The sequence below is a fragment of the Bradyrhizobium sp. BR 1432 genome, from assembly GCF_051547705.1.
Lineage (GTDB): Bacteria > Pseudomonadota > Alphaproteobacteria > Rhizobiales > Xanthobacteraceae > Bradyrhizobium > Bradyrhizobium zhanjiangense.
The window spans coordinates 4,222,695-4,248,337 of the sequence record NZ_JBPUGF010000003.1; the positions used below are offsets into that span (position 1 = coordinate 4,222,695).

At 65.4% G+C, this 25,643-nt stretch carries 18 protein-coding genes, 1 other RNA gene and 5 pseudogenes; 16 read left to right on the forward strand and 8 right to left on the reverse strand.

Annotation, left to right across the window (positions count from 1 at the left end):
- Nucleotides 1-79 precede the first annotated feature (79 nt).
- The 3 genes from ACSKB8_RS20340 to ACSKB8_RS20350 all read left to right on the forward strand — a co-directional run bounded on the left by ACSKB8_RS20340 (nucleotide 80) and on the right by ACSKB8_RS20350 (nucleotide 2,636).
- Nucleotides 80-1,132 (forward strand): glycosyltransferase family 4 protein, encoded by a 1,053-nt coding sequence (locus ACSKB8_RS20340; RefSeq protein ID WP_438105955.1) that lies wholly within the window; start codon nucleotides 80-82, stop codon nucleotides 1,130-1,132.
- Between the two features lie 33 nt (nucleotides 1,133-1,165).
- Nucleotides 1,166-1,855: a class I SAM-dependent methyltransferase gene (locus ACSKB8_RS20345; RefSeq protein WP_036003432.1), complete on the forward strand. Its 690-nt coding sequence runs from the start codon at nucleotides 1,166-1,168 to the stop codon at nucleotides 1,853-1,855.
- A 121-nt stretch (nucleotides 1,856-1,976) separates the two neighbouring features.
- Nucleotides 1,977-2,636: a hypothetical protein gene (locus ACSKB8_RS20350; protein WP_370989295.1), complete on the forward strand. Its 660-nt coding sequence runs from the start codon at nucleotides 1,977-1,979 to the stop codon at nucleotides 2,634-2,636.
- Nucleotides 2,637-2,908: 272 nt separating this feature from the next.
- Here the strand turns inward: ACSKB8_RS20350 and ACSKB8_RS20355 are convergent, their stop codons facing one another.
- Complete coding sequence (locus tag ACSKB8_RS20355) at nucleotides 2,909-4,573, reverse strand: aminotransferase class III-fold pyridoxal phosphate-dependent enzyme (protein ID WP_438105957.1); 1,665 nt, start codon at nucleotides 4,571-4,573, stop codon at nucleotides 2,909-2,911.
- A gap of 35 nt (nucleotides 4,574-4,608) precedes the next feature.
- On the opposite strand from ACSKB8_RS20355, the gene asd reads away from it, so the two are divergent.
- Nucleotides 4,609-5,472 carry an archaetidylserine decarboxylase gene (asd, locus tag ACSKB8_RS20360; RefSeq protein ID WP_438105959.1) on the forward strand — a complete coding sequence of 288 codons (864 nt, stop codon included), beginning with the start codon at nucleotides 4,609-4,611 and terminating at the stop codon, nucleotides 5,470-5,472.
- 66 nt (nucleotides 5,473-5,538) lie between these two features.
- Nucleotides 5,539-6,100 (forward strand): annotated as a pseudogene (locus ACSKB8_RS20365) (NUDIX hydrolase).
- Between the two features lie 256 nt (nucleotides 6,101-6,356).
- Here the strand turns inward: ACSKB8_RS20365 and ACSKB8_RS20370 are convergent.
- Both ACSKB8_RS20370 and ACSKB8_RS20375 read right to left on the reverse strand, forming a co-directional pair.
- Nucleotides 6,357-7,757 (reverse strand): FecR family protein, encoded by a 1,401-nt coding sequence (locus tag ACSKB8_RS20370; RefSeq protein ID WP_438105961.1) that lies wholly within the window; start codon nucleotides 7,755-7,757, stop codon nucleotides 6,357-6,359.
- Between the two features lie 289 nt (nucleotides 7,758-8,046).
- Nucleotides 8,047-8,830 (reverse strand): annotated as a pseudogene (locus ACSKB8_RS20375) (DUF2147 domain-containing protein).
- A 194-nt stretch (nucleotides 8,831-9,024) separates the two neighbouring features.
- Here ACSKB8_RS20375 and ACSKB8_RS20380 point away from each other — a divergent pair.
- Together ACSKB8_RS20380 and ACSKB8_RS20385 are read left to right on the forward strand one after the other, a co-directional pair.
- The gene (locus ACSKB8_RS20380) at nucleotides 9,025-9,894 is read left to right on the forward strand and encodes a DUF2147 domain-containing protein (protein WP_438105963.1); all 870 of its coding nucleotides are present in this window, start codon (nucleotides 9,025-9,027) and stop codon (nucleotides 9,892-9,894) included.
- 471 nt (nucleotides 9,895-10,365) lie between these two features.
- Nucleotides 10,366-11,577, forward strand: coding sequence for an extensin family protein (locus ACSKB8_RS20385; protein ID WP_438105964.1), 1,212 nt, complete (start codon nucleotides 10,366-10,368; stop codon nucleotides 11,575-11,577).
- A gap of 111 nt (nucleotides 11,578-11,688) precedes the next feature.
- Here ACSKB8_RS20385 and ACSKB8_RS20390 read toward each other — a convergent pair whose 3' ends face one another.
- Both ACSKB8_RS20390 and ACSKB8_RS20395 read right to left on the reverse strand, forming a co-directional pair.
- Nucleotides 11,689-12,030, reverse strand: a complete 342-nt coding sequence (locus ACSKB8_RS20390; protein ID WP_438105965.1) for a DUF6665 family protein — start codon at nucleotides 12,028-12,030, stop codon at nucleotides 11,689-11,691.
- A gap of 55 nt (nucleotides 12,031-12,085) precedes the next feature.
- Nucleotides 12,086-12,718, reverse strand: a complete 633-nt coding sequence (locus ACSKB8_RS20395; protein WP_091879267.1) for a TetR/AcrR family transcriptional regulator — start codon at nucleotides 12,716-12,718, stop codon at nucleotides 12,086-12,088.
- A gap of 196 nt (nucleotides 12,719-12,914) precedes the next feature.
- Between ACSKB8_RS20395 and ACSKB8_RS20400 the strand changes: the two genes are divergently transcribed.
- The 5 genes and pseudogenes from ACSKB8_RS20400 (at nucleotide 12,915) to ACSKB8_RS20420 (ending at nucleotide 19,836) form a co-directional block, all read left to right on the forward strand.
- A complete protein-coding gene (locus tag ACSKB8_RS20400) occupies nucleotides 12,915-14,231 on the forward strand; it encodes an HlyD family efflux transporter periplasmic adaptor subunit (protein WP_438105967.1) in 1,317 nt (438 codons plus the stop codon).
- 211 nt (nucleotides 14,232-14,442) lie between these two features.
- Nucleotides 14,443-16,027: pseudogene (locus ACSKB8_RS20405) on the forward strand (DHA2 family efflux MFS transporter permease subunit).
- A gap of 307 nt (nucleotides 16,028-16,334) precedes the next feature.
- Nucleotides 16,335-16,499, forward strand: a complete 165-nt coding sequence (locus tag ACSKB8_RS20410; RefSeq protein WP_164940314.1) for a hypothetical protein — start codon at nucleotides 16,335-16,337, stop codon at nucleotides 16,497-16,499.
- Between the two features lie 75 nt (nucleotides 16,500-16,574).
- A pseudogene (locus tag ACSKB8_RS20415) lies at nucleotides 16,575-18,375 on the forward strand (ABC transporter ATP-binding protein).
- Between the two features lie 54 nt (nucleotides 18,376-18,429).
- A complete protein-coding gene (locus ACSKB8_RS20420) occupies nucleotides 18,430-19,836 on the forward strand; it encodes an MATE family efflux transporter (RefSeq protein WP_438105969.1) in 1,407 nt (468 codons plus the stop codon).
- 98 nt (nucleotides 19,837-19,934) lie between these two features.
- On the opposite strand, the gene ACSKB8_RS20425 is transcribed toward ACSKB8_RS20420, so the two are convergent.
- Nucleotides 19,935-20,678 carry a sulfite exporter TauE/SafE family protein gene (locus ACSKB8_RS20425; RefSeq protein WP_128936043.1) on the reverse strand — a complete coding sequence of 248 codons (744 nt, stop codon included), beginning with the start codon at nucleotides 20,676-20,678 and terminating at the stop codon, nucleotides 19,935-19,937.
- A 229-nt stretch (nucleotides 20,679-20,907) separates the two neighbouring features.
- Here ACSKB8_RS20425 and ACSKB8_RS20430 point away from each other — a divergent pair, with 229 nt between their 5' ends.
- Nucleotides 20,908-21,168: a hypothetical protein gene (locus ACSKB8_RS20430; RefSeq protein ID WP_164934369.1), complete on the forward strand. Its 261-nt coding sequence runs from the start codon at nucleotides 20,908-20,910 to the stop codon at nucleotides 21,166-21,168.
- 5 nt (nucleotides 21,169-21,173) lie between these two features.
- Here the strand turns inward: ACSKB8_RS20430 and ACSKB8_RS20435 are convergent.
- A pseudogene (locus ACSKB8_RS20435) lies at nucleotides 21,174-22,545 on the reverse strand (PLP-dependent aminotransferase family protein).
- 79 nt (nucleotides 22,546-22,624) lie between these two features.
- Here ACSKB8_RS20435 and ACSKB8_RS20440 point away from each other — a divergent pair.
- On the forward strand, nucleotides 22,625-23,053 hold the full coding sequence (locus tag ACSKB8_RS20440; RefSeq protein ID WP_438105972.1) for a DUF983 domain-containing protein: 429 nt from the start codon (nucleotides 22,625-22,627) through the stop codon (nucleotides 23,051-23,053).
- A gap of 277 nt (nucleotides 23,054-23,330) precedes the next feature.
- On the opposite strand, the gene rnpB is transcribed toward ACSKB8_RS20440, so the two are convergent.
- An RNA gene (gene rnpB / locus ACSKB8_RS20445) (RNase P RNA component class A) lies at nucleotides 23,331-23,810 on the reverse strand.
- A gap of 150 nt (nucleotides 23,811-23,960) precedes the next feature.
- Here rnpB and ACSKB8_RS20450 point away from each other — a divergent pair.
- Nucleotides 23,961-24,314: a YciI family protein gene (locus ACSKB8_RS20450; protein WP_438105974.1), complete on the forward strand. Its 354-nt coding sequence runs from the start codon at nucleotides 23,961-23,963 to the stop codon at nucleotides 24,312-24,314.
- Between the two features lie 76 nt (nucleotides 24,315-24,390).
- Nucleotides 24,391-25,623, forward strand: coding sequence for an RNA polymerase sigma factor (locus ACSKB8_RS20455; protein ID WP_438105976.1), 1,233 nt, complete (start codon nucleotides 24,391-24,393; stop codon nucleotides 25,621-25,623).
- Nucleotides 25,624-25,643 lie beyond the last annotated feature (20 nt).

Sequence of the window (25,643 nt, forward strand, 5' to 3'; positions counted from 1 at the left end):
CTTCTGTGACGTCATACGCCTGAAATATCCTTCGTTGATGGTCGGAAACCGAGAATCATCAAACTCTCGGGATTTTCCCATGCGGGTATTAATCGCGACCGACGCCTGGCATCCGCAGGTCAACGGTGTGGTGCGGACGCTGACCTCGCTGGCGAACGCGGCCAAGGCTCTCGATGTCGAGATCAACTTTCTGACCCCGGACGGCTTTCCGTCATGGCCGCTGCCGACCTATCCAGGCCTGCGCATCGCGCTGCCTACGGGTAAGGAGATCGCGCGGCGGATCGAGAAGGCCGCGCCGGAAGCGCTGCACATCGCGACCGAGGGCCCGATCGGCTGGGCCGCGCGGGCCTATTGCCGGCGTAACCGGCTCGCCTTCACCACCTCCTATACGACGCGCTTTCCCGAATATGTCTCGGTGCGGACCGGCATCCCCGCGAGTGTCGGTTATGCCGTGCTGCGCCACTTCCACGATGCCGCCGCCATGACCATGGTGGCGACGCCCTCGCTGCGGCAGGAACTGTCCGAACGCGGCTTCAAGCGCCTGGGCTTCTGGACGCGCGGCGTCAACACCGAGCTGTTCCATCCCGACAGCCCGGCAGCTCTCGACCTGCCGCGTCCGATCTTCATGACGATGGGCCGCGTGGCGGTGGAGAAGAATCTCGAAGCCTTCCTTTCGCTCGATCTGCCCGGCACCAAGGTCGTCGTCGGCGACGGCCCGCAGAAGGCCGCGCTGGAAAAGAAATACCCCGGCGCCGTCTTCCTCGGCGAGAAGAAGGGGGCGGATCTCACTGCGCATCTCGCCGCGGCCGACGTCTTCGTGTTTCCGAGCCTGACCGACACTTTCGGCGTGGTGCAACTGGAAGCGCTCGCCTGCGGCACGCCGGTTGCGGCGTTTCCGGTGACGGGACCAAAGGACGTCATCGCCGATCACCCGATCGGCGCGATCGACCATGATCTGCGCAACGCGTGCCTGCGCGCGCTCACGATGTCGCGCGAGACCTGCCGCAACTTCGCGCTGGAGCGCTCCTGGGAGAACAGCGCGCGCCAGTTCGTCGGCAATCTCACCTCACTTCAGCCCAGTCGCGTCTTGCGCGCCTCGCCTCGCATGGCGCGGCGGCCGGTGCGCGGCTGATCTTTTATTTGAACCACAGCGAGAACCTCATCGATGGCTAAGATCATGAACCTTGACGGCACCCAGCAACTCGACCTCACCCGCGGCACGGTCGAGCAGGCCTATGACCGTTGGGCGCCGGTCTACGACCTCGTGTTCGGCGGCGTGTTCGCCAAGGGCCGGCAGGCCGCGATTGCGGCCACCAACAAGATCGGCGGCCGGGTGCTCGAGGTCGGCGTCGGTACCGGCATCTCGCTGCCGCTCTATGCGCCGAACCTGCGCATCTTCGGCACCGACATCTCGGAAGCGATGCTCGACAAGGCGCGCCGCCGCGTGACGGAGCAGAAGCTGAAGAACGTCGAGGGTCTCGCGGTGATGGACGCCGAGAAGCTCGAATTCCCCGACAATTCCTTCGACGTGGTGATGGCGCAATATGTCGTCACCGCCGTGCCGAATCCGGAAAAGGCGCTCGACGAATTCGCCCGCGTGCTGCGCCCGGGCGGCGAGCTGATCATCCTCACTCGCGTCAGCGCCGATACCGGCATGCGCCGCTTCATCGAGCAGAAGCTCCAGCCGGTGGTGCGTCCGCTCGGCTTCCGCACCGCCGAGTTCGCCTGGTCGCGCTACGCGAAATGGCTGGCCGGCGCCCACGGCATCGAGCTCGCCGAGCGCCGTCTGATCCCGCCGCTCGGGCACTTCTCGCTGGTGCGCTTCCGCAAGGTCGACGTCGCCAAGGCGGCGTGAGCTTACGCGTCCGCGTGCGTCATCGCGCCGCTGCACATCGTCACATGACAAAATGATGATGTCACACGGCGTACATCGAATCCCTTTAAATCCTGTACCCGAAAGCATTTTGGGGAAGAGCATGATCAAGAATTATCTCGAGCAGCTGCGCATCCAGCGCTGGGACGACCATCGCTACTATCATCACAGCCGCATCAATCAGAGCCTGCACTTCGTCAGCGCGCTGAGCTTCCTCTTTGCCTATGTCTGGCTGTTCATCGATCCCGTGGTCTCCGGGCTGGTCGGCTGGCTGGTCTCGATGACCTCGCGCCAGGCCGGTCACTTCTTCTTCGAGCCGCACGATTACGACCACATCAACCAGGCGACGCACGAGTACAAGGAAGAGATCAAGGTCGGCTACAACCTTCAGCGCAAGGTGGTGCTGATGGCGATCTGGGCGCTCTCGCCGCTGGTGCTGGTCGCCGATCCCACGCTGTTCGGCCTGTTCACGCCCTGGGCGAGCGCGACCGATTTCATGCGTCAGGTGGCGAAGATCTGGCTCGTGGTCGGCGGCGGCGGCCTCTTGTTCCGCACCGTGCACCTGTTCTTCATCCGTGACATCGAGACCGGCCTCGTCTGGATGACCAAGATCCTGACCGACCCCTTCCACGATTTGATGCTCTATCACAAGGCCCCGCTGGCGCTGATGCGCGGCGAGCTGATGGACCCTGGCCTGCACCTCAACCCCGAGCACACGCTGGGCCTCATCGGCGAGCCCACGCTCGAAGAGCAGCACGCCTGAGCGCGCTGCGCACATCCAATACTCAGATGTCGATTGGTTGCGTCATGCCCGGGCTCGTCCCGGGCATCCACGTCTTGGGGGCTTCTTCGCCTCTCCCCGCGTGCGGGGAGAGGCCGGAGCGCATCGCAGATGCGGTCCGGGTGAGGGGGGCTCTCCACGGGGGCGCTGCGAGCGGGGTGTTCGTCAACTCTCACCGAGCTCGCGGAGACTCCCCCTCGCCCCGACGCTCTCCGCGCGAGCGGGTAGAGGGAGCGAGGCAGCGGTGCTTGGCCTCAGCGCCCAAAACGCTTGGCCAGCATCTCTTTCAGGATCTGCCGCTTGATGTTCTTGTTGGTGAGCGCGCCGTCGTGCCACCAGAAGCCGTCGGCCTTCATCTTCTGCGCCGCGCGGACGAAGCGCTCGGCGACCTCGGTGAAGTCGGCGTCGGTGTAGTTGAGGCTGAAGATCAGCCGTCCGGTGCCGACCCAGCTCAGCGCCAGGCCCTCGGCACGCAGGTAGTATTGCAGCATCCAGTTGTAGCGGGACGGCGTGGTGTATTTCACCGTCCAGATCGAGGAGAAGTTGGCGAACCGCACCGGCAGGCCGGCATCGGTCATCATCCGGTTGAGCTTCTGGACGCGGCCGTTCCAGGTCTCCTCCAGCCCATCGTAGATGGCGCGGAAGTTGGGGCTGGCGAGACGGCTCAAGAACTCGTCCATCGCCGTCATGACGTAGGGATGCGAGTTGAAGGTGCCGCGGGCAAAGCAGATGTCGGCGGGGCGATCGTCACGGAAGCGGCGCATCAATTCGCGTTTGCCGCAGACCACGCCGACCGGCAGACCGCCGGCGAGACTCTTGCCATAGGTCACCAGGTCGGCGCGCACGCCGAAATATTCCTGGGCGCCGCCGGCGGCGAGACGGAAGCCGACGAACACCTCGTCGAAGATCAGCGCGATGCCGCGCTCGGTGCAGACCTCGCGCAGCTTCTTCAACCATTCGGTGTAGGCCGCACGATCGAAATTGCCGCCGCGGGAGGAATCGACCAGGGAGGAATCGCCGGGCGCATTCGCGTTCGGATGCAGGCCCTGGAGCGGGTTGACCAGCACGCAGGCGATGTCCTTGCGGGTGCGCAGCACGTGCAGCGTCTTCTCCGACATCTCGGCGAGGGTGTAGGTCTCGTGCGCAGGAATCGGATTGCCGACGCCGGGCTGCACGTCGCCCCACCAGCCATGATAGGCGCCGGCGAAGCGAACGAGATGCGTGCGCTTGGTGTGGTAGCGCGCGAGCCGCACCGCCTGCATCACCGCTTCGGTGCCGGACATGTGGAACGAGACCTCGTCGAGGCCGGAGATCTGGCAGAGCCGCTGCACGTTCTCGAGGATGACGGGATGGTAGGGGCCGAGCACCGGTCCGAGCGCGTGTGCGCGCTTCTCGGCGCCCTCGATGCACTCCTTGTAGAAGTCGTTGCCGAAGATGTTGACGCCGTAGGATCCCGTGAGATCGTAGGACGCGTTGCCGTCGACATCGGTGACGGTGACGCCGCGCGAGGATTCCATGAAGGTCGAGGTGCCCAGATGCTCGCGGACGAGGCGCGAGAACTGGAACGGCACGCGATAGCTCTCGGTGAAGTTCAGGTCGGAGATCGTCTCTGCCGCTTCCTTCGTCATCGCGCGGCCCTTGGGGTAGCGCTCGGCGTAAAGCCTGGCGAGGCGGAAGAAGGCGTCCTTGCGCTGCTTCACCACGTTCGCAGGCGCGCCGTCGCAGCCGAAATAACGGTCACCGCTAAACTCGTAGAACGGGAGCAGCCGCGCCACCCGGCGCGACATCTTGGAGTGCCCGGCGAGCGAGCGGTGCTTGGCGCGGGAGAGCTCGATGCGCGCCTTGAGCTTCGGGAAGGCGGCGGCAGCGGACGCTGCGGCGGCCACGGACATCGAGAGAATCGGGAGTGTCGTTTCCATGACAACAAGCGCTAATACTGCGAGCTGACAAATTCATGACAGTCAAAGCCCTCATCGCCTCTTTCACCCAGCAGGAAGACCTCAACTTCCTGTTGACCAACCGTATCCCGCGTGCGGCCTTGACCCGCTTCATGGGCTGGTTCTCCAAGATCGAGAACCCGCTGGTGCGGGACTTCTCGATCGCGCTGTGGAAGCTGTTCTCCGACCTCGATCTGTCGGAGGCGCGCAAAACCCACTTTCGGAGTCTGCACGACTGCTTCACCCGGGAGCTCAAGCCAGGCCTGCGTCCCTTTGATCCGGACGCTTCCATTGTCGCCAGCCCCTCGGACGGCATTGTCGGCGCCCATGGCCGGATCGCCGACACCGAGCTGTTTCAGGTCAAGGGCGCGCCTTATTCGCTGCTTGACCTCGTCGGCAATTCGGCGCTCGTCGACCAGCACCGCAACGGAAGTTTCGTCACGCTGCGGCTGACCTCGAGCATGTATCACCGTTTCCACGCGCCCTATGACGCGCATATCGAGCGTGTCACGCTGATCCATGGCGACGTCTGGAACGTCAACCCGATCGCCTTGAAGCGGGTCGAGCGGCTGTTCTGCAAGAACGAGCGCGCGGTGATCCGCACGCATTTGTCGACTGGCGAAGCCGTGACGCTGGTGCCGGTGGCGGCGATCCTGGTCGCGAGCATCCGCCTGCACTTTCTCAACATGGTGCTGAACGCGCAGACCCGCGGGCCGGTCAATTTCCCCTGCGACGTCAACGTGACCAAAGGCGAGGAACTCGGCTGGTTCGAGCACGGCTCGACCATCATCATCCTGGCGCCCGGCGATTTCACGTTCTGCGATGGCATCGCGGAGGGCACACGCATTCGCGCAGGCCAAGCGCTGCTGAAAAGAAAGTAGCCTTCAATCCGCCGCGCCCGCCGCCTATATCGTCAGCGGGGCGGTTCGACCGATACGGATTTGGTGATGGCGCGGGCGCCGGTGATGGCGGCGGGTGGTATCGTGCTGCGGTGTGGTTCGACGCCGCTGATTGCAGTCGTGCGCCAGCGCAAGCGCAATGAATGGGTCTTGCCCAAGGGCAAGCTCGACGACGGCGAGACGCCCAAGGAAGCCGCGCACCGCGAGGTGCTGGAGGAGACCGGCCACGATGTCGCCGTACACGAATTTCTGGGCACGCTCGTTTATCAGTCCGGCGGGCGCTCCAAGGTCGTGCATTTCTGGCGGATGGAGGCTGACGGTGGGCCGGTCCGCAAACTGATGAATGACATCAAGGCGGTCGAACTGGCTGACGCTGGACGATGCGATCGCCCGCCTCTCGCGCGAGTATGAGCGCGCGTTCCTGACACACGTTGGTCCGATCGCGCTCGCGACTGCGGCGCTGGCGGCCGCTCCCGAGCCGACGCCGCCTGTGCCCGACGGTATCGATGCGGCCCTGCAGACGCTGACGCCAGCCGAAGCCGCCTCGGTCGATGAATTGCGGCATGGTTTGTTGCAGAAGGTGAAGGCATGGCTCCGCGGCGACGCATGAACGCGTGCCGCGTGCTGAGCAAAATGGCACCTGCGAGTTAGTGTGGTTGCGGTAACGCCAGCTCGTTCCAACTCGTCATTGCGAGCGCAGCGAAGCAATCCAGAAACTTTCCGCGGAGGGACTCTGGATTGCTTCGTCGCAAGGGCTCCTCGCAATGACGGGGAGGCGGCGGAGCGGGCTTCTTTCGCACGATTTCCTCAGAACCGCCGCCGCGCTGACGATGCAGCTTCGCGCACACGAAGGGGAGAAGGAAGAGTCACCGCCGCTCCTTCTCCTTCGGCGCCGGTTTGCGCGGCGCTGCGGGGCGTTGCGCGCCAGGGAGGCGCTGCTGGAAGCCGCCTTGGCGCTGAATGCCGCCGGGCTGTTGGGCCGCAGGTGGCTGTGCTGGCTGACCGGGCCGCAGTCCCGTGCGCGGAGCTTGCGGCTGCGTCTGCTGTACGCCACCGGGCTGCATGCCTTGCCCGGTGCGTGGCGCTCCTGGCGGCCGACCCGCGCCTTGCTGCTGGCCTTGATGTTGCGGTCCCTGTTGCTGCTCGCCTTGTCGCTGTTGCCCCTGACCCGCGCGCTGGCCGCCCGGCTGTACCGCGCCGCCCTGGCCCTGCCGCTGCGGTGGCTGCGCGCCTTGCCGGCCCGGTGTGCCCGGTTGCTGCTGACCCGGACGGTTGTTCTGGCCGGGCTGGCCGTTCGGCCTCTGCGGCTGCTGGCTTGGCGGCGTGGTCGGCCGCAATTGCTGCTGTTGCGGCTGGAGCGGTCGCGGAATGCGGCTGAGCGCACCGGGATTGGCGCGGCGGAAGTCGCGCTGCTCGGTGACGATCTGCCGGCCCGTGGTCTGCGCCAGATGCACCTGGCTGACGAAGCCGCGGTCGCGCGCGATCTGCTGCGGCGGAATCGTGATCGGCACCGCGGCAAAGCGCATGACGCCGCCCGCGCCGCCTGCACCCGGCCGGATCGCAAAGCCGCTCGCTGCTTGCGTCAGCGCGCCGAGCCGCGTGCCGCTTGTGCGGTCGTCGACGTCGATGTGCCCGACCCGGCCGTCTGCGTCGGGATAGAGCTTGATGTTGACATTGCTCGACCTGTTCGCCGCCGCGCCTTCCGGCACATCGACGACGCCGGTGGTGCCGCGGATGCCGAGCGTCGCGGTCGGCGTCGTGATCTTCATGTCGCCGGTCTTCGCCACCGCTGCGGCAACGAAAGCCACCGTGCCCTTGCCGACGTCGAAGATCGCGGCGTTCTGCTTGCCGCCGTCCTCATAGACGTAATTGTCGATGGTGATCCTGGCGCTGGCCGAGAGGTTGAACGTGGTGGCGTCGTTGAAGGTGATGCCGAGCGAGGAGTTCGACGAGGTCTGCACGACGTCGTTGAGATAGATGTCGTCGCGCACGCGCAGCGGATACGAGTTCTTGTCGCGGATCACGGTCGCGATCCCCGTCACGGTCGCGACGTTGCCGATCGGCTCGACGGCGGCGGGCTGCGCGTCTGTCGCGGGGCTAGGTGAGGCCGACGGCGTCGGGGAGGGTGCGGGTATCGGCTGTGCTTGCGGCTGCGCCTGCGCAAGCTCCATTGCATCGGATGCGAACGCCACGCCCGCGCCGGCCAGCGGCAAGGCCAGCAGGGCGAGCGCAAACACGAAGCGGCGCCAGGCTGCCAATGAAGTCACGAGGAGATCCCGGTGAGAACGCGAGGTGAGAGCTGCGGATTTCGTCCGGGGACAGCTGAATGGCGGATGAACATGTGTGGCAGGGGGGAGCGAATGCTCGAACGTCGTGTCCACAAGACCAGGTCGCGAGCAATGCCAGTGTTATGGGCTCCGGCATCTCCTCACCGTCATGGCCGGGCTTGTCCCGGCCATCCACGTGCTGGCGCGCGGTTCGAAGAACGTGGATGCCCGGGACAAGCCAGGGCATGACGATGACTTGTGCTTGCCTGTCGATGTGACGCCTTCAGCGTCAGCTCACGCGCTTCCAGGTCTGACCGCCACAGAACATGCCGCCGAAGGCGCAGCCCTGCACGCGCATCGCATTCGGGCCCTTCATCGCGATGGTCGAGTTCGTAATTGCGGCCGGAGTCGGGATCGTGGATGCGGCCGCTCCATTTCGAGCCTTCGGGCTTCATGTTGATCAGGATACGCGCGTTGGTCTTCTCGGCGTAACCACAGAGATTGGGACCGCACTGCTCGACACGCACATTGCCCTTGTTCTCTTCGGTCGCCCACACGCCGATCGGCGAGTTCGGTGCCGCCACAGGCGCTGCGGCAGCCGGAGCCGGGGCCGGCGCGGGAGCAGCAGCGACGGGAGCGGGCGCGGCAACGGGAGCAGGCGCGGTAACAGGCGTATTGTCGACGCCGACGGACGGAGCGGCGGCAACGCTCGCGGCGGGGGCTGTGGGGGCGGCAATGGCGGGCGCAGCCGCCTGGACCGGCGCCTGCGGCACGGGCTGCTGCTGCACCGGAGTCGGCGCGGGCTGTGCAGTCGTGTTCGCCGGAGCCGGCGTGGTGTCGACGTCATCGTCGTTGGAGCCGCCAAGGCCCTTGAGGTTGATGTTGTTCAGCTTGATCGGCTTGTCCGACAGGCCCGGCGCGACGATGGTCACGCAATTGAGCGAGGCGCAGTTGCGCGGCGTCTCGATGCGGATGTGCTGGCCTTCGATCTGGAACGAGATCGAATTGCCGGCATGCGCGGCGGCGGTCGAAGCGAGGAAGAGCGCCGTGGTGGCGATGGCCAGCTTGTTCATGACAACCTCCGAAAATGGCCTGGTCCCGGTATGGACTGATGTCGCTGGTGACTGAGCGTGGTTCGACCCTACGCCGGGACCGTCCTATCTTCCGTGATGAACGTCACGCCGGCTTGCGGCGGCTTGCGTGAGCCGGCGCACATTCGGCCAACCTTCATCCGGGTAACCTCGCCGCGACACGGAGGGAGGCGTCGATGCAGCGGCTTGCGACTTCGCTTGGCACATTGATCGCCTTGATGGCGGTTGCGCCCGCCGCCCAGGCCGGTTCCTATTCGTTTTCGATCGGCGGCCACCGGTTTCATGTCGAGGCACCGCGCAATTGCCGATCTGCTTCCTGTGTTTCGATGTCCAGTCGCAGCCTCCGGCCGACAGAAGCCGTCAGCACAGCACCGGTCTCGCAGCCGGCGCCCGCGCCGATGGTCCAGGCACCGCAGCCGGTTTGTCCGGCGGCGTCGGTCCGGCCTGCACAAGCGACTGCGGTCGTGCCGCCACCAGCGCCTCCCGTCCTTGCCGCGACGACGTCGCAGCCCGTTGTGTTGCCGCCGGCGCCAAAACTCGAGGCGTCGGGCCTCAATCCGCCGCGGGTTGATTTGCAGCGCGTAGACCCGCCGAAGACTGTTGCGCTCGATCCGCCGCGCATCGAGCCGCCGGTCATCGTCCCGAGGCCCGACATCAAGCAGACCGCAACACTCGCACAGCGCAGCGACGACGAGGGCTATACGCCGCTCGGCGAATGGGAGAGCGCCGGCGCCAACGGCACCGTCCGCATCGAACGCTGCGGACCGGCACTGTGCGGCTACGCGCTGACCGAAGCCTCAAACCGAGGCGAGAGCGTTCTCGTCAACATGAAGCCGAAATCGCACGACGTCTGGACCGGCAGCATCTATAGCCGCTCCAGCGGCAACACCTATTACGCGACGATGACGCTGAAGAGCTCCGGCAAGCTGCACGTCGAAGCCTGTGCGCTCGGCCGCTTCTTCTGCTCCGGCAACGACTGGACGCGTGTTGAGGAGCGGCAGGAGAAGGTGGTCACGACGTCGCAGCAGTGGGGTACGCGGTCGTAGCTCGTCGAGAGATGCGCATTGTTGTGCCCTCGGCCCTTGTGGGAGAGGGCAGCTCCGCTGGTCGACGCGGGCTCACTGGGGTGAGGGGTCTGTCTCCACCAGAAGCGCGCGAGGATCAGACCCCTCATCCGGCGCTTCGCGCCACCTTCTCCCACAAGGGGAGAAGGGAAGAGAGACACCGTCTTACGTTTGAGCCGCTAAATCATGCCGAGCACGATGGCGCCGACGAAGGCCATGGCGAGGTACGCGGTGATAATGCTCAATCTGTCGGCGAACGTCATGAGATCGGTCCCGCTGTCGCGCCGCCTTGGGCGCGAGCTTTATGGTTAACAGAAAGTCTCTTGCCGAAAAAGGCAGTCTTGCTGTCGCTCAGCCCTGGCGGCATTTCGGCGCGCGCGGGCCGGCATGGTTAAAGAAGGCTGAAATCGACACGTTGAAGAGTCTTTAAGTAAATTCGCCGAACGTGCGTTCATGACGCGCGGAGTTCGTTTGTATCTCGTCGGCTCCATCGTCCTTGTTTCGCTAGCGGGTTGCGGACGCGGCTTCTTTCAGGCCGAACGCGAACCGTGGCGGGCCGAGGCGGAAGCGGCGTGCCTGAAATCGGGGGCGGTCAAGGAGAGTGCGGACATCGTCCGCATCGACCCGATCTCCGGCCCCGGCCAGTGCGGCGCCGAATTTCCGCTCAAGGTCGCCGCCATCGGCGAAGCCTCCAGCAGCTACGGCTTTGCCGACGAGGAACTGCGTCCGCCGGCGAACATCGGCAACCAGCCGCGCTGGCCGGTGACGCAGCCGCGATCGAACTATCCGCAGAGCCAGAATTATCCGGCCTCCTCCTATCCGCAGCGATCGAATTACCCCGAGAGCGCCGTGCAACAGCCTTCCGGCTATGGCAGCTCAACCGGTCCGATGTCGCTGAACGCGCCCGGCGTGGCGCCGCAGGAAGACGAGATCGACCTGCCTCCCGAGGGCACTGATGCGGCGGGTGCCGCGCGCTACATGAATGCGCCGAGCTATCCGGCGCGGCCGGCCGGTCCGGCACCTTACTCGCAGGCGCCCGCGCAGCAGCCGCTGCCGCGTCTTGGCCCGGCGCAGGGTAATCCCGTCACCGCCGTCGGTCCCGTTGCGATCAAGCCGACTGCGACGCTGGCCTGTCCGATCGTGTCCGAGCTCGACCGCTGGCTCGCCGACACCGTGCAGCCCTCGGCCATGCGCTGGTTCGGCGTCCGCGTCGCCGAGATCAAGCAGATCTCAGCCTATTCCTGCCGCGGCATGAACGGCAACTCGCGCGCCCACATCTCCGAGCACGCCTTCGGCAATGCGCTCGACATATCCGCCTTCGTGCTCGCCGACGGCCGCCGCGTCACGGTGAAGGACGGCTGGCGCGGCATGCCGGAAGAGCAGGGGTTTTTGCGCGACGTGCAGTCCGGTGCCTGCGCGCATTTCACCACGGTGCTCGCACCGGGCTCCAACGTCTATCACTACGATCACATCCACGTCGACCTGATGCGCCGCGCCAGCCGTCGCCTGATCTGCCAGCCCGCCGCCGTCTCCGGCGAAGAGGTCGCCGCGCGTGCGCAGTCACGCAGTCCGTATGCGAACGCGCGTGATCCTTCCGTGACTGGTTCGCTCGGCCGCAAGAGCACCGCGCACAAGCGCGAAGAGGACGACTACGCCGACGATTGAGGCCTGCAGAACCCTGTAGCCCGGATGGAGCGAAGCGCAATCCGGGACAGGTCTCCCCGCATTCTGCTTCGCTCCATGCGGGCTACGATGGGGCCGGACCGACTTAGCAAATCATTTCGACGCCGGCTTCGACGGCACGGGGACCAGCCCCATGCACTGCTGCACCTCGCCGGGGACGTTGTAGGTCCGCATGATATGGCGGCTGTCGCGCAAGCCGGACGCCTCCCGTTGCACCACGAACATCCAGAGCGCCTGGCCGGCTTCCGCGACCAGCCTGCGCCTCGCCGGTTGCAGCGAGGCCGGCGTCTCCGAGAGCGCGTGGGCGGCGTCGAACTCGCGCAGACGCGTCAGCGTCTGTTCGAGCGCGCGACCCATCCGTCCAAGCGCCGAGGCCTGTTCCTGGACGATCTCATAATGGAGGATATCGACCGGCGGGCGAAGATCACGAGACATGCGCCGCGATCTAGGGCCGCGGCGCCGGCCTGCGCAACGCGCGGCCTGCTTGCCGTTACTTCCGGTACGCCGCCAGGAACATCCGCGTCGCGCTGTCGACCACCTCGGTCATCCGTTGTTCCGATGGCGCAGGCGCGGCCTGGAAGACGAAGGGCAGGAACAGTGAAGCCTTGCAGAGTTCCATGAATTGCGAGGCAGCAAGATCGCAATCGTCGATATCGAGGTCACCGGAGCCGACATGGGCTCTGAGATACTCGGAGAGGCGGTTGATGGTCTTGTCCAGCACCCGCCCATAGTAGCGGCGGCCGACATCGGGCATGCGCTCGGCGATCGCCATCACGGTGCGGATCGCCGATCCGCCGCCGGGGCGGCAGAGCAGATGGATGTAGGCCCGGCCGAACTCCTTCAGCGTGGTTTCGGCATCGCGCGCGGGATCGAAATTGAACACGACCTGGCCGTGCTGGAGCGCCTCCTCTTCGAGGATGGCTTCGAACAGCGCGCATTTGTCGGCGAAGTAGACATAGAGCGTGCCCTTTGAGACCTGCGCGGCGCGCGCGATCTCGCCCATGCTGGCCCCGTCGAAACCGAGCGCCATGAACACCTTGCGGGCACCGTCCAGGATCTGGCGGCGCTTGGAGCTGTCCTCCTCGTGGAGGACGTGCAGATGTTCGCTGGCAGCTACAACCATTGGTTTAGGATCTCGGAAGGTTTTGGATCGGGTCTGACACCATGAAACGCAAATATAGGATTCGGGCCCGTAGGGTCCCGGACGGGAATATTATGCATATTGACCGAACGGTTCGGTCAATGGTATTTGAGGTGAGCGGGAGGGAACAGGCCGCACGACGGCCTGCCCTTGGTCGCGCTTTTTTGGGGAGGCCTTTATGGCCGTATCGAGAGACCAGGCTGCGCGCGTTCTTCGCCAGGAAGCGGTGGACGAGCAGACGGGCGGTGACGCTGCGACCGAGAAACCCGCCGTCCTGGCCGAGCAATTGCGCGCTCATGTGGCCGAGGAAACCAAGCGCCGCACCGCCGAGGTGGCCGAGAAGCCCGCACCCGACAGGGCGGCCCCGGCTGTACCTGCCGATAGCGCCGCTGCCGGCGCGCCCAGATCCGGCAAGCGCAAATTCGTCCTGATGGGCGTCGGCTTGCTGCTGGCGCTCGCGGTCGCGAGCTATGCCGGCTACTACACGCTGGTCGGTCGCTTCTACATCTCCACCGACGATGCCTATGTCCGCGCCAACAACACCATGCTCGGCGCGCGCGTCGCCGGTCACATCTCCTCGATACTCGCCGGCGATAACACGCCGGTTCGCGCCGGCGACGTCGTCTTCCGCATCGACGACGGCGACTACAAGATCGCGGTCGATGCCGCCGCGACCAAGATCGCGACCCAGCAGGCCACGATCGATCGCATCGGCCGCCAGGTTGCCGCGCTCGACAGCCAGGTCGCGCAGGCCAAGGCGCAGCTCGTCTCGGCTGAGGCGGGCCTCAAGCGCGCCGATCTCGATTATGAGCGTCAGCAGGCGCTGAGCAACAAGGGGTTTGCCTCGCGCGCCGTGTTCGAGAGCTCGGAAGCCGGACGCGATCAGGGCGCCGCCGCGGTCAAGGCTGCGCAGGCCGCCTACGACGTCGCCGTCAGCAATGTCGACGTCGCCAAGGCGCAGCAGGCCGAAGCGCAGGCGCAGCTCGCCGAGCTCAAGACCACGCTCGCCAAGGCCGAGCGCGACCTCAGCTTCACCGCCGTGCGCGCGCCGGTCGACGGCACGTTCTCCAATCGCCTGGTCAGCGCCGGCGACTTCGTTGCGGTCGGCCAGCGCCTCGGCAACATCGTGCCGCTCAACGATGTCTATATCGACGCCAATTTCAAGGAAACGCAGCTCAAGCGCATCCGTCCCGGCCAGCCGGTGACGATCAAGGTCGATGCCTACGGCATGCGCAAGTTCTCGGGCGTGGTCGACAGCATCGCGGCGGGCGCAGGCTCGGTGTTCACGCTGCTGCCGCCTGACAATGCCACCGGCAATTTCACCAAGATCGTGCAGCGCGTGCCGGTGCGCATCCGCGTGCCGAAGTCGGTGGCGAAGCAGAACCTGCTCCGCGCCGGCATGTCGGTCTACGCCACCGTCGACACCAACAAAGGCGCGGCCGACGCCGACAGCGAGGTCGATCTCGACGATCCCACCGCGATCCACCCGCAGTAGGATTGATCACTGATGACTCGCGACACTCTAGCTCCGAGTGCAGCTGCGCTCCCTCTCCCGCTTGCGGGAGAGGGAGGGGGAGAGGGTGCCTCCGCTAGGGAGACTCCCCAAGAGGATAGAGCCCTCACCCGCCGCGCTCTGCGAGCGCGTCGACCTCTCCCGCAAGCGGGAGAGGTGAAGAGAGCTCGCAGCTTGCATCTGAGCTGACACCATGGCCAACGCCACCACCGCTTCACCTGCCATGATCGCGGATCCCGCTTCGGAGCGCATCGCGCCGAAGCGGCTGTTTGCCTTCATCATCATGGTGTTCGGGATGTTCATGTCGATCCTGGACATCCAGATCGTCTCGGCCTCCCTGAGCGAGATCCAGGCCGGCCTGTCGGCGAGCTCCAGCGAAGTGTCCTGGGTGCAGACCGCCTATCTGATCGCCGAAGTCATCGCGATCCCGCTGTCGGGATTTCTGTCGCGCGCTTTCGGTACGCGGCTGTTGTTCGCGATCTCGGCCGCCGGCTTCACCTTCTCGAGCCTGCTCTGCGGCTTCGCCACCACGATCGAGGAGATGATCCTCTGGCGCGCGCTCCAGGGCTTTTTGGGCGCCGGCATGATTCCGACGGTGTTCGCCTCGGCCTATACCGTCTTCCCGCGCACGAAATTCCACATCGTCGGTCCCATCATCGGTCTCGTCGCTACGCTGGCCCCGACCATTGGGCCGACCGTCGGCGGCTACATCACCGACCTGATGTCGTGGAACTGGCTGTTCTTCATCAACGTCGTGCCCGGCATCAGCATCACCTTGGGCGTGCTGGCGCTGGTCGATTTCGACGAGCCGCATTTCGAGCTGCTCGACCGCTTCGACTGGTGGGGCCTGCTGTTCATGGCCGGCTTCCTCGGCACGCTGGAATATGTGCTGGAGGAAGGTCCGCAATATGAATGGCTGCAGGACACCTCGGTGGCGATCTGCGCCTGGATCTGCGCGATCTCGGCGATCGCCTTCTTCTGGCGCGTCTTCACGGCGGCCGAGCCGATCGTCAATTTGCGCACCTTCTCCAACCGCAACTTCGCGATCGGTTGCCTGCTGCAGTTCTGCATCGGTATCGGCCTCTACGGCCTGACCTATATGCTATCCGCGCTATCTCGCCGAAGTGCGCGGCTACAGCGCGCTGATGATCGGCGAGACCATGTTCGTCTCCGGCATCACCATGTTCCTGGTCGCGCCGCTGGTCGGCCGTCTCATGGTGAAGTTCGACATGCGCTACATGATCGCGTTCGGCCTCGTCGTGTTCGCGATCGGCTCCTACCAGATGACCTGGATCACCCGCGACTACGATTTCTACGAGCTGCTGGTGCCGCAGATCCTGCGCGGCATCGGCATGATGTTCGCGATGGTGCCGACCAACAACATCGCGCTCGGCACGCTGGCGCCTGACAGGGTGAAGAACGCGAGCGGCCTGTTCAATTTGATGCGCAATCTCGGCGGCGCGGTCGGGCTCGCCATCATCAACACCGTGCTCAACGATCGCACCGATCTGCACATCACGCGCCTGCAGGAGCGCGTGACCTGGGGCAACGCGACCGCGACCGAAACCCTGACCATGTTCATGCAGAAATTCCAGGGGCTCGGCGATTCCACGCTGATGGCGATGAAGCAGCTCTCCCAACTCGTGCACCGCCAGGCCGTGGTGATGAGCTTCGGCGACGCCTTCTTCATGCTGACGCTGTTCTATCTCGGCCTCAGCCTGCTGGTCGGGTTGCTGAACAAGCCGGCCGCGATGACCGGCGGCGGCGACGCGCATTGACGCTATACATACTCGGCGTCATCGTCCGCCTTGTGCGCACTTGCGCATGGGGCGGACGATCCAGTATCCCAGAGGCCGGCGTTGGAGAGTCCGCTCTCACCACATCCGCCGCGGCGTACTGGATGCCCCGGTCAAGCCGGGGCATGACAGTGGAGATTGAGGCGAGGGACGGTGCGCACCAAAGCGTCGCGGGCCAACGCTCCCGCACCAAATTGCAACACTCATCTGTGATCTCGCGCGAGCCCCGTTGCAAATCGCAAACGACACATCTATAAAGCGCACCTCATTCAATCGAACCGGGAGAGATTTGCATGATTTCGTCGCATTCGCAGATCGCACGCCCGCGCTCGATGTTCTGGCTCGGTATGTGCTCGGCCTCGTAGGGGCCCTTTCCGCCAGCTTCGATTGGGCCAAGGTTTCGGCCAAGCGCCCCGATCGCTCCGCTTCCCAAGTCAAAGTCAGTTTTGAGTGACGCCGTTTCGGCCCTCGCGGCCGGCCTGCGTCCATCGATGGAGCCGGCAGCCTGCGCGAGCGGCCGGATGATGTCATGACCGCTCTGTCCAAAAAGCCCGCCGCGATCCGCGTGGTGCTGCCCTTCGTGTTCCGGCACTGGCTGAAGCAGCCCGGGCGCGGCCTCATCGTGGCCGGCGGCCTCTTGGGCGCGACCATCGCCGACCTGTTCATGCCGGTGTTCTCCGGGCATCTGGTCGATGCGCTGACGCGCGGCCCGTCGGATCCGGACGCGCGCCACGCGGCGCTCACGGCGTTCGGCGCCATCGTGGCGCTGGGCGCGGCCTCGATGGTGCTGCGGCTCGTCGGCCTCCAGGCGATCGTGCCGTTCACGCTGAAGATCATGTCCGACGTCGCGCACGATGCGTTCACGCGCGTGCAGCGCTTCTCGACCGATTGGCACGCCAACTCCTTTGCAGGCTCCACGGTGCGCAAGATCACGCGCGGCATGTGGGCGCTCGACCTGCTCAACGACACCATTCTGCTGGCGCTGGCGCCCTCGCTGCTGGTGCTGATCGGCTCGATGGTCCTGATCGGCTTGCATTGGGCCTCGCTCGGCCTGGTGATCGCGCTCGGGGCGATCTTCTACGTCACGACCACGGTGGTGTTCTCGACCCGCTATATCGCGCCGGCGGCGCGCGTCTCCAATGCCTGGGACACCAAGGTCGGAGGCACGCTGGCGGACGCGCTGACCTGCAACGCCGTGGTGAAGTCGTTCGGCGCAGAGCTGCGCGAAGATGCACGGCTCGCCCGCGTCATCAGTCGCTGGCGCGTGCGCGTGCGGCGGACCTGGCTGCGCTACAACTACACGGCCATGTCGCAGCTCTCCTTGCTGCTGTGCCTGCGCGCGTCCGTGATCGGCGGATCGGTGCTGCTGTGGATGTCAGGTCACGCCTCGCCCGGCGACGTCACCTATGTGCTGACGAGCTACTATGTCATCCACGCCTACTTGCGCGACGTCGGCATGCATATCAACAACCTCCAGCGCTCGGTCAATGACATGGACGAACTGGTGGCGATCCACGACGAGCCGATCGGCATTGCGGACGCTTCCGATGCGCGGCCGATCGCGATCGAGGGCGGCGAGATCGTGTTCGCCGACGTTACGTTCCATTATGGCGGCCATCGCGCGCCGCTGTATGACGGGCTGTCGCTGACGATCCGCGCCGGCGAACGGGTCGGCCTCGTCGGCCGCTCTGGCTCCGGCAAGACGACCTTCGTCAAGCTGGTGCAGCGGCTTTACGACGTCTCCGGCGGCCGCGTGCTGATCGACGGGCAGGACATCGCGCTCGCGACGCAGCAATCGCTGCGCAGCCAGATCGCGATCGTGCAGCAGGAGCCGATCCTGTTCCACCGCTCGCTCGCCGAGAACATCGCCTATGGCCGGCCGGGCGCCAGCCTGCAGGCGATCGAGCATGCGGCGCGGCTTGCGAATGCGCACGACTTCATCCTGCGCCTGCCCAAGGGCTACGGCACGCTGGTCGGCGAGCGCGGCGTGAAGCTGTCGGGCGGCGAACGGCAGCGCGTCGCGCTGGCGCGCGCCTTCCTCGCGGATGCGCCGGTGCTGATCCTGGACGAGGCGACCTCGAGTTCTCGATTCGGAATCGGAGGCGCTGATCCAGCAGGCGATGGAGCGGCTGATGAAGGGCCGCACCTCGATCGTGATCGCGCACCGCCTGTCAACGGTGAAGAGCCTCGATCGCATCCTGGTGTTCGACCGCGGCGAGATCGTCGAGCAGGGCACGCATGCGGTGCTCGCGGCCAAGCCCGGCGGCATCTATCGCGGCCTGTTCGAGCGCCAGGTGGTGGAGCTCGGATACATTGCAGCAGCGGAGTGAGGCGCGCGGCAACGGGCGAACGTCCCGATGTTACGGTGCCAAGGATGGAATGACATGAAGGACCTGACGAACGGCTCCATCGTGAGACACATCCTGGCCATGGCCCCGCCGATCATGGTCGGCATGGTCACGATCATGGTCTGCCAGCTGGTCGATCTCTACTTCGTCTCGGGATTGGGCGATGCGGCGGTCGCGGGCGTCGCCGCGGCCGGCAACGCCGGATTTCTCGTCAACGCGCTGATGCAGGTGCTCGGCGTCGGCACTGTTGCGCTGATCGCACATGCCGTGGGACGCAAGGATCGGCAGGATGCCAATTTGATCTTCAACCAGGCGATCGCACTGTCGGTGCTGTTCGGCTTGCTGACTCTGGTCATGGGAGCAGCATTGTCGCGCCTCTACATGCGTTCGATTGCCGCGGACCAGGCGACGATCGAGGCGGGGACCATCTATCTGTTGTGGTTCATGCCGGCGCTCGCGCTGCAATTCGCCACACAGGTGATGGCGTCTGCGCTGCGCGCGACCGGCATTGTGCGTCCCGCCATGCTGGTGCAGGCGCTCGCGGTCGTCATCAACATTGCGTTGGCGCCGGTGCTGATCGCGGGCTGGGGCACGGGCTACGCACTCGGCGTTGCCGGCGCGGGGCTCGCAAGCTCGATCGCGGTGGTGATCGGCGTTCTGATGCTGCTGGCGTACTTCCGCAAGGTCGAGCGCTACGTCGCGTTCGACGCGGCGCAGTGGCGCCCGCAGCCGCGCCATTTGAAGCGCATCCTCAATGTCGGGCTGCCCGCCGGCGGCGAATTCGCGATGATGTTCATCCTCATGGCGGTGGTCTACTACGTGCTGCGCGATTTCGGCGCGGGGGCGCAGGCGGGATTCGGCATCGGACAGCGCGTGCTCGGCCTGATCCAGATGCCGGCGCTTGCGGTCGCGCTGGCGGCCGGGCCGATCGCCGGCCAGAATGTCGGCGCCGCAAACGGTGCGCGCGTGCGCGAAACCTTCGTCAAGGCGGCGCTGATCACCACCGTCGTGATGATCGGCTTCATGATTCTTGCGCAGCTGAAGCCGGAATTGCTGCTCGCCGGATTCTCGAACGACCGGGAGACCATGGCGATCGCCTTCCTGTTCCTGCGGATCATCTCGCTCAACATGGTGGCGCAGGGCCTGATCTTCACCTGCTCGAGCATGTTCCAGGGGCTCGGCAATACCAAGCCGGTGCTCTTGAGCTCGGCGACACGCGTGTTCACCTATTCCTTGCCGGCGATCTGGCTGTCGACGCGGCCGGGCTTCCGCATGGAGCACGTGTGGTACTTGTCGATCGCTGCGACGACGCTTCAGGCTGCGTTGAGCTTGTGGTTGTTGCGTCGCGAATTCAGGAAGCGACTGGTATTGCCCCGTCCGGAGCACCCCCTGGAGCAGGCGGGGACCGAGCCAGTCGCGCCTCCCGCACGCGTGCCCGCCTAAAGCGCGATGAGATTGGGATGAATCGTCATCGCGCTTTAGGTTGTTGTTTTGAGCATGATCTTTTCGGAAAACCGCTACGCACTTTTCCGGATCATGCTTTAGTGCGTGCCAACACTATTCCAGACGAGGCCGAGGCCCGACAGGAATAGGAGGCCGAGCACGACATCGCCAAAATGCTTGTCGCTCAGGGCGTGATAGACCCGCGCGCCGGCCCATGCGCCGATCAGTGTGCCCGGAAACGCGACCAGCGCGAGCCAGACCACTTTGAGTTCGACAAGGCCCGACGCGGTCTGCAACGCGAGCGCGGTCGCGAGCACCGTGAAATTGAAGAGCTGGAAGATGCCCCGCCGCTCGTGCTTGTTCCAGCCGCGGATGTTGGCCCACAGGATCGGCAGCGGGCCCGACAGTCCGGCGAGGCCGCCAAGAATGCCGCCGGCGAAGCCGATCGCGCCGTCGGCGATCCGGCCGCCGAACTTGATCGCGAGCGGCCTCTTGTTCAGATACAGCGCGCTCGAGAAGATCAGGAGCAGCACGCCGACGCTCAGCTTGAACACTTTTGGATCGGCCGAGGCGACCATCATCGTTCCCAGTGGCACGCCGATCAGTCCGCCGATCAGGAACGGCCAGACCAGCGAGAGGTCAAAACTCTTCCACATCGACGGTAGCGTTGAGGTTTGCGCGATCACCGAGCAGATCAGCACCAGCGGCACCGCAAGCGATGGCGGCAGCACATAGAGCCAGATGCCGAGCGCCATCAGTGCCGTGCCGAAGCCGGCCAGTCCCGAGACGAAGCCGCCGGCCAGCGCGCCGAACAGCAGCAGCGCGTAAGTGGACGTTTCCACCAATCATTTCCTGTCGTTAGCGGCGATGCCGAACGCGATCCCGCTTTTGATCGTCATCTGGCGCATAGCACAGATGCGGCCGCGAAGGTCAATTTCAAAACCGCACGCAAGCGTGATCCCCAGGGGCGGGCGTTCGCGGAAGACGTGCCTACATGACGCTCGTACTTTAATCTTGGGGCCTGCCGGGCGTCACGCCGCACCGTCCCTGATGAGATGATGGAGCATGATCATGACCCGCATGAACATTGCCGTTGCGGCCGCGCTGTTATCGGCCGCCGCCCTGACGCCGACATTGGCGCAGGCGCAGTTTTCCGAGCCTGCAGCCTATCAGGCCGCGCATCCCGACCGCGATGTGCTCAATGGCGGCCAGCTCACGCCCGCGGGGCGCGCAGCCCGCGGCGAGGCGGTGGCCCCGAGCGAGGCCTATGCGGCTTATCCTGCAGCCGTTGCGCCGGTGGTTCGCCCACGCCACCGTCGTCATCATCAATAAAGAGTCTAGACGATCTGCCTGGTGTCGGCGGGCTTTTGCAGTGCGCGGACCAGGATGCGCAGCGCCTCGGTCAATTCCGCCCGGTTGCGCGCTGCGCCCAGCGAGAGGCGCGCCGCATGTGGCGGTGTTCCGTCCACGGTGAAGGCTTCGCCGTCGACTACCGCGAGTCCATTCCGCAAGAGATGCCCCGCGACATCGGACCGGCCCTCCGGCAGCCGCAGCCAGAGATGATGAGCGGCGGGCTTGGCCAAGAACTGAAACCCCTTCAGCGCCCGCTGCGCGAGCTGTTGGCGGCCGACTGCCTCGTTGCGGATGGCGGTGATGATGCGGTCGGCAATGCCGGTCTCGATCCAATGCGTGACCAGCGCGACCATCAGCGGCGCCGGCATCTGCACGGTGGCCTGCAAATGGCTGCGCATCGCCTGCTGCGCGTCGTTGTCGGGTGCCAGCAAATAGGCGACGCGCAGCGCCGGCGCGATGCATTTTGACAGCGTGGTCGCGAGATAAGTCCGCTCCGGGATGAGGTTCGCGATCGGCGATGCCGAGCGATCGAGCAGCCCGTAGGCGTCGTCCTCGATCAGCGTCGTACCGGCATCGCTGATGATCTTTGCGATGGCGTTGCGCCGCTCGGCGGACAATGTCGCCGTGGTCGGATTGTGCAGCGTCGGAATGAGATAGACGGCTTTCGGGCTGTGCGCGCGGCAGGCCTTCGCCAGCGCGTTCGGGCAGGATGCCGCTGTCGTCCATGGCGACACCGATGAGCTTGACGCCGAGCCGCGCGGCGGCGGCCTTGATGCCGGGAAAGGTGAGCGCTTCCGTCAGCACGATTTCGCCAGGCCGCGCAAGATGGGCGAGCAGGTTGAACAGGATCGTTTGCGCGCCTGGAAAGATCACGAGCTTGTCGGCATGCGCGTGCGGAACGCGCGCGCGCATCCAGCGCGCTGCCACCTCGCGCTCATGCGCGCTGCCGCCGGGCGGTTGATAGTTGAGATGCGCCGTCAGGCCCGATTGCGTGCGGATGGACTCCATTCCGGCGATGATGCGCTCGTCGAGCTGCGCCTCCAGCGGATGCGGCGGCACATTCATCGAGAGATCAATCGCGACGGGATGCGGCAAGTCGACCGCACGGCGCGCGCTGGTCTCCGAGACGAACGAGCCCTGTCCGACCCGGGCCTCCATGATGCCGCGGCGCCGCGCCTCGGTGTAGGCGCGCGTCACCGTGGTGAGATCGATGCCGAGTGCTTTTGCCAGCGCCCGCTGCGTTGGCAATTGCTGGCCGCGCACCAGCCTCCCTGCGGCGATGTCGGCCTCCATGGCCTCGACGATGCGCTGGTAGCGCGGGCCTGAGAGCTCCGAGATTGTAGGGGTCCAATCCATGCAATTTAGGCCCATATCCTTTGAATGTATGGATGCAAGATAATATTGTATGGACCATCAAAACGGAAGAGGTGTGGTCATGGCGACGGTCTCTCTGGCAAAGGCGATGTGGCGCGGTTTCAGCGGCAAATGCCCGAATTGCGGGGAAGGGCACCTGTTCGGCCGCTTCCTGAAAGTGGCTGACGCTTGCGATCATTGCGGCGAGGAGCTGTTCCACCAGCGCGCAGACGACTTTCCGGCCTATCTCGTGATGGTCGTGGTCGGCCATCTCGTGGTGCCGGCGATCCTCGCGGTCGAGACTGCCTACGCGCCGGCAGTCTGGCTGCAACTCGCGGTGTGGCTGCCGTTGACCCTGTTCGCGTCGCTCGCATTGCTGCAACCGACCAAGGGTGCCATCGTCGGGCTGCAATGGCAGCTTGGCATGCACGGTTTCGAGGCGAGCAAGCTGCGGCGCGAGGCCGGCGAGCTTGCACCCGTCATCGTAAAGGCGAATACGCGCGCGGCCTGACGCGGCCGCAGCGTTTACGTCGCGCGGCCTGCCGCTACATCGTCATTCCAGCGCGTGCGCAGCACGAACCCGGAATCCATTCCTCCACCAACTGTGCCGTCCGATGGATTCCGGGCTCGTGCTGCGCACGCGCTGGAATGACACCGTTTGAATGGCGCGCGCTTGCCCCTAAAATGGTGAGGGGCCCGGCGCATTCACGCCGAACCCCTCGTTGCTTCCTTAGCAAGACGTTTTCTTCACGCGAACCGGAAACCCACTTCGCTCGAAAACGCTTTAGAATATCAGCCGGCCTGTAAGCCGGGTTCTGTAGGGCACCGTCCGCTTGCGCGAACGGTACGTGACGGCCATTCCTCTGGGGTCATGTTTGCACATGGCCTCGAGCAACCTACCCGGACGGCGGGCCTGACATCGCCCCGCGGCGTTATCGCTTGCGCGAACAGCCCGCTGCGCCGTCCCTATTCGGTTTTGCTCCCGGTGGGGTTTACCATGCCGGCTCCGTTGCCGCAGCCGCGGTGCGCTCTTACCGCACCTTTTCACCCTTACCCGCCTATGCAGCTTGCGCTGCTTCGGCGTGGCGAGCCTCGCGGGCTTGTCACGCCATAGCCCCGAAGGGCGAAGGCGGGCGGTTCGTTTTCTGTGGCACTTTCCCTGGGGTTACCCCCGCCGGACGTTATCCGGCACCGCATGTCAAGGGAGCCCGGACTTTCCTCCCCGGCGGCCTTTCGGCCCCTGCCGGAGCGGCCGTCCGGCCGACTGACGGTCTACGCATGGAGCATTTGTGACGGTTCCGTCAAGCCGATATCGCCGTGCACGCTTGGCCCGAAATAATTTATCCTGGAGACGTCGTTTGGAGCGTGCCCCGTTCGACTGGATGTCGGCAACACAGCCGAACAACAGGAGTGAAGCAATGCAGTATCTGCTGATGATCTATCAGAACGAGGTCGAATACGCGAAGAACGATGCGGCGACCAGCCAGAAGATGCTGGCCGAATATCAGGCCTTCACGCAAGGCATCATCCAGAGCGGCAACTTCAAGGCCGGCGACCGCTTGCAGCCGACCACGACGGCGACGACCGTGCGCGTGCGCGACGGCAAGACGCTGACGACCGATGGTCCGTTCGCGGAAACGCGCGAGCAGCTCGGCGGCTACTATCTGATCGAGGCCAAGGATCTCGACGCCGCGATCGAGATTGCGGCGCGGATTCCCAGCGCGCGCATCGGGTCGATCGAGGTGCGGCCGATCTGGGTGTATGAGAAGTGACAACTCTCACCTTCGTCATTCCGGGCTCGCGGCCTTGCCGCGCCCGGGAATGACGGGAGGAGAGTGATCGTGTGACATGACCCCTTCCGAGATCGAAGCCATCTTCCGTGACGAGGCGGGGCGGGCGCTGGCCACGCTGATCCGCCTCGTCGGTGATTTCGATCTCGCCGAGGACGCACTCCAGGACGCCTTCGCCGTCGCGCTGGAGCGCTGGCCGGCCTGCGAGGTCCCCGACAATCCGCGCGCCTGGCTGGTCAATGTCGCGCGCAACAAGGCGATCGACCGCATTCGCCGCCAGGCTATCTTTCGCGGCAAGCAGCAAGCGCTGGTGCACGAGCTCGAGCTGAACGCGCAAGCGCCTGATGAGCCGCCGACCATGCTCGACGACGACATGCTCAGGTTGATCTTCACCTGCTGCCATCCCGCGTTCGCAGCCGAAGTCCAGATCGCGCTGACGCTGCGCACCGTGTGCGGGCTCTCCACCGCGCAGGTGGCGCGCGCCTTTCTCGTCAGCGAGGAGGCGATGGCCCAGCGCCTCGTTCGCGCCAAGCAGAAGATCCGCCTCGCCGGTATTCCTTACGAAGTGCCCGAGCGCGACGCGCTGGCGCCGCGGCTCGACGGCGTGCTCACCGTGATCTATCTCGTCTTCACCGAAGGCTACGTGGCGACCTCGGGTACGGGCCTGATGCGGCCCGATTTCGCCGTCGAGGCCATCCGGCTCGGCCGCCTGCTCGACCGGTTGATGCCCGATCGCGCCGGCATCAAGGGCCTGCTGGCGTTGATGCTGCTGCACGATGCGCGCCGCGGCGGGCGCGAGACACCGGCCGGCGATATCGTGCTGCTAGAGGAACAGGATCGCTCGCTGTGGGATCGCGCGCAGATCGAGGAGGGCCTGCTCCTGGTGGAGAACGCGCTGCGCCTGCCGGGCCGGCCGCAACCCTATGCCGTGCAAGCCGCGATCGCGGCGCTGCATGCACGCGCGACCAGCTTTGACGAGACCGATTGGCCGCAGATTGCGGGGCTCTATGAAGTCCTGCTGCGCATCAGTCCCTCGCCGGTGATCGAGCTGAATCATGCCGCGGCGGTGTCGATGGTCGATGGACCTTCACGTGCGCTCGCTCTTGTCGACGCGATCACCGCGCGCGGCGGGCTTGATGGCTACGAGCTGTTGCCCGCGGTGCGCGCGGATCTGTTGCGGCGGCTCGGCCGCAAGGACGAGGCGCGCGAGGCGTATCGGGCGGCGACGGAGGCGACGCAGCTGGAGCCGTTGCGGCGGCTGTATGCGCGACGGGTGAGGGAGATGGGATAGTCGCCACGAGCTCCGTCATT

Excerpts from the sequence above, each read along its gene's own strand:
- ACSKB8_RS20340 (WP_438105955.1), top strand. The coding sequence starts at position 80 with ATGCGGGTATTAATCGCGACCGACGCCTGGCATCCGCAGGTCAACGGT.
- ACSKB8_RS20345 (WP_036003432.1), top strand. The coding sequence starts at position 1,166 with ATGGCTAAGATCATGAACCTTGACGGCACCCAGCAACTCGACCTCACC.
- ACSKB8_RS20350 (WP_370989295.1), top strand. The coding sequence starts at position 1,977 with ATGATCAAGAATTATCTCGAGCAGCTGCGCATCCAGCGCTGGGACGAC.
- ACSKB8_RS20355 (WP_438105957.1), bottom strand. The coding sequence starts at position 4,573 with ATGGAAACGACACTCCCGATTCTCTCGATGTCCGTGGCCGCCGCAGCG.
- asd (WP_438105959.1), top strand. The coding sequence starts at position 4,609 with ATGACAGTCAAAGCCCTCATCGCCTCTTTCACCCAGCAGGAAGACCTC.
- ACSKB8_RS20380 (WP_438105963.1), top strand. The coding sequence starts at position 9,025 with ATGCAGCGGCTTGCGACTTCGCTTGGCACATTGATCGCCTTGATGGCG.
- ACSKB8_RS20385 (WP_438105964.1), top strand. The coding sequence starts at position 10,366 with ATGACGCGCGGAGTTCGTTTGTATCTCGTCGGCTCCATCGTCCTTGTT.
- ACSKB8_RS20390 (WP_438105965.1), bottom strand. The coding sequence starts at position 12,030 with ATGTCTCGTGATCTTCGCCCGCCGGTCGATATCCTCCATTATGAGATC.
- ACSKB8_RS20395 (WP_091879267.1), bottom strand. The coding sequence starts at position 12,718 with ATGGTTGTAGCTGCCAGCGAACATCTGCACGTCCTCCACGAGGAGGAC.
- ACSKB8_RS20400 (WP_438105967.1), top strand. The coding sequence starts at position 12,915 with ATGGCCGTATCGAGAGACCAGGCTGCGCGCGTTCTTCGCCAGGAAGCG.
- ACSKB8_RS20420 (WP_438105969.1), top strand. The coding sequence starts at position 18,430 with ATGAAGGACCTGACGAACGGCTCCATCGTGAGACACATCCTGGCCATG.
- ACSKB8_RS20430 (WP_164934369.1), top strand. The coding sequence starts at position 20,908 with ATGACCCGCATGAACATTGCCGTTGCGGCCGCGCTGTTATCGGCCGCC.
- ACSKB8_RS20440 (WP_438105972.1), top strand. The coding sequence starts at position 22,625 with ATGGCGACGGTCTCTCTGGCAAAGGCGATGTGGCGCGGTTTCAGCGGC.
- ACSKB8_RS20450 (WP_438105974.1), top strand. The coding sequence starts at position 23,961 with ATGCAGTATCTGCTGATGATCTATCAGAACGAGGTCGAATACGCGAAG.
- ACSKB8_RS20455 (WP_438105976.1), top strand. The coding sequence starts at position 24,391 with ATGACCCCTTCCGAGATCGAAGCCATCTTCCGTGACGAGGCGGGGCGG.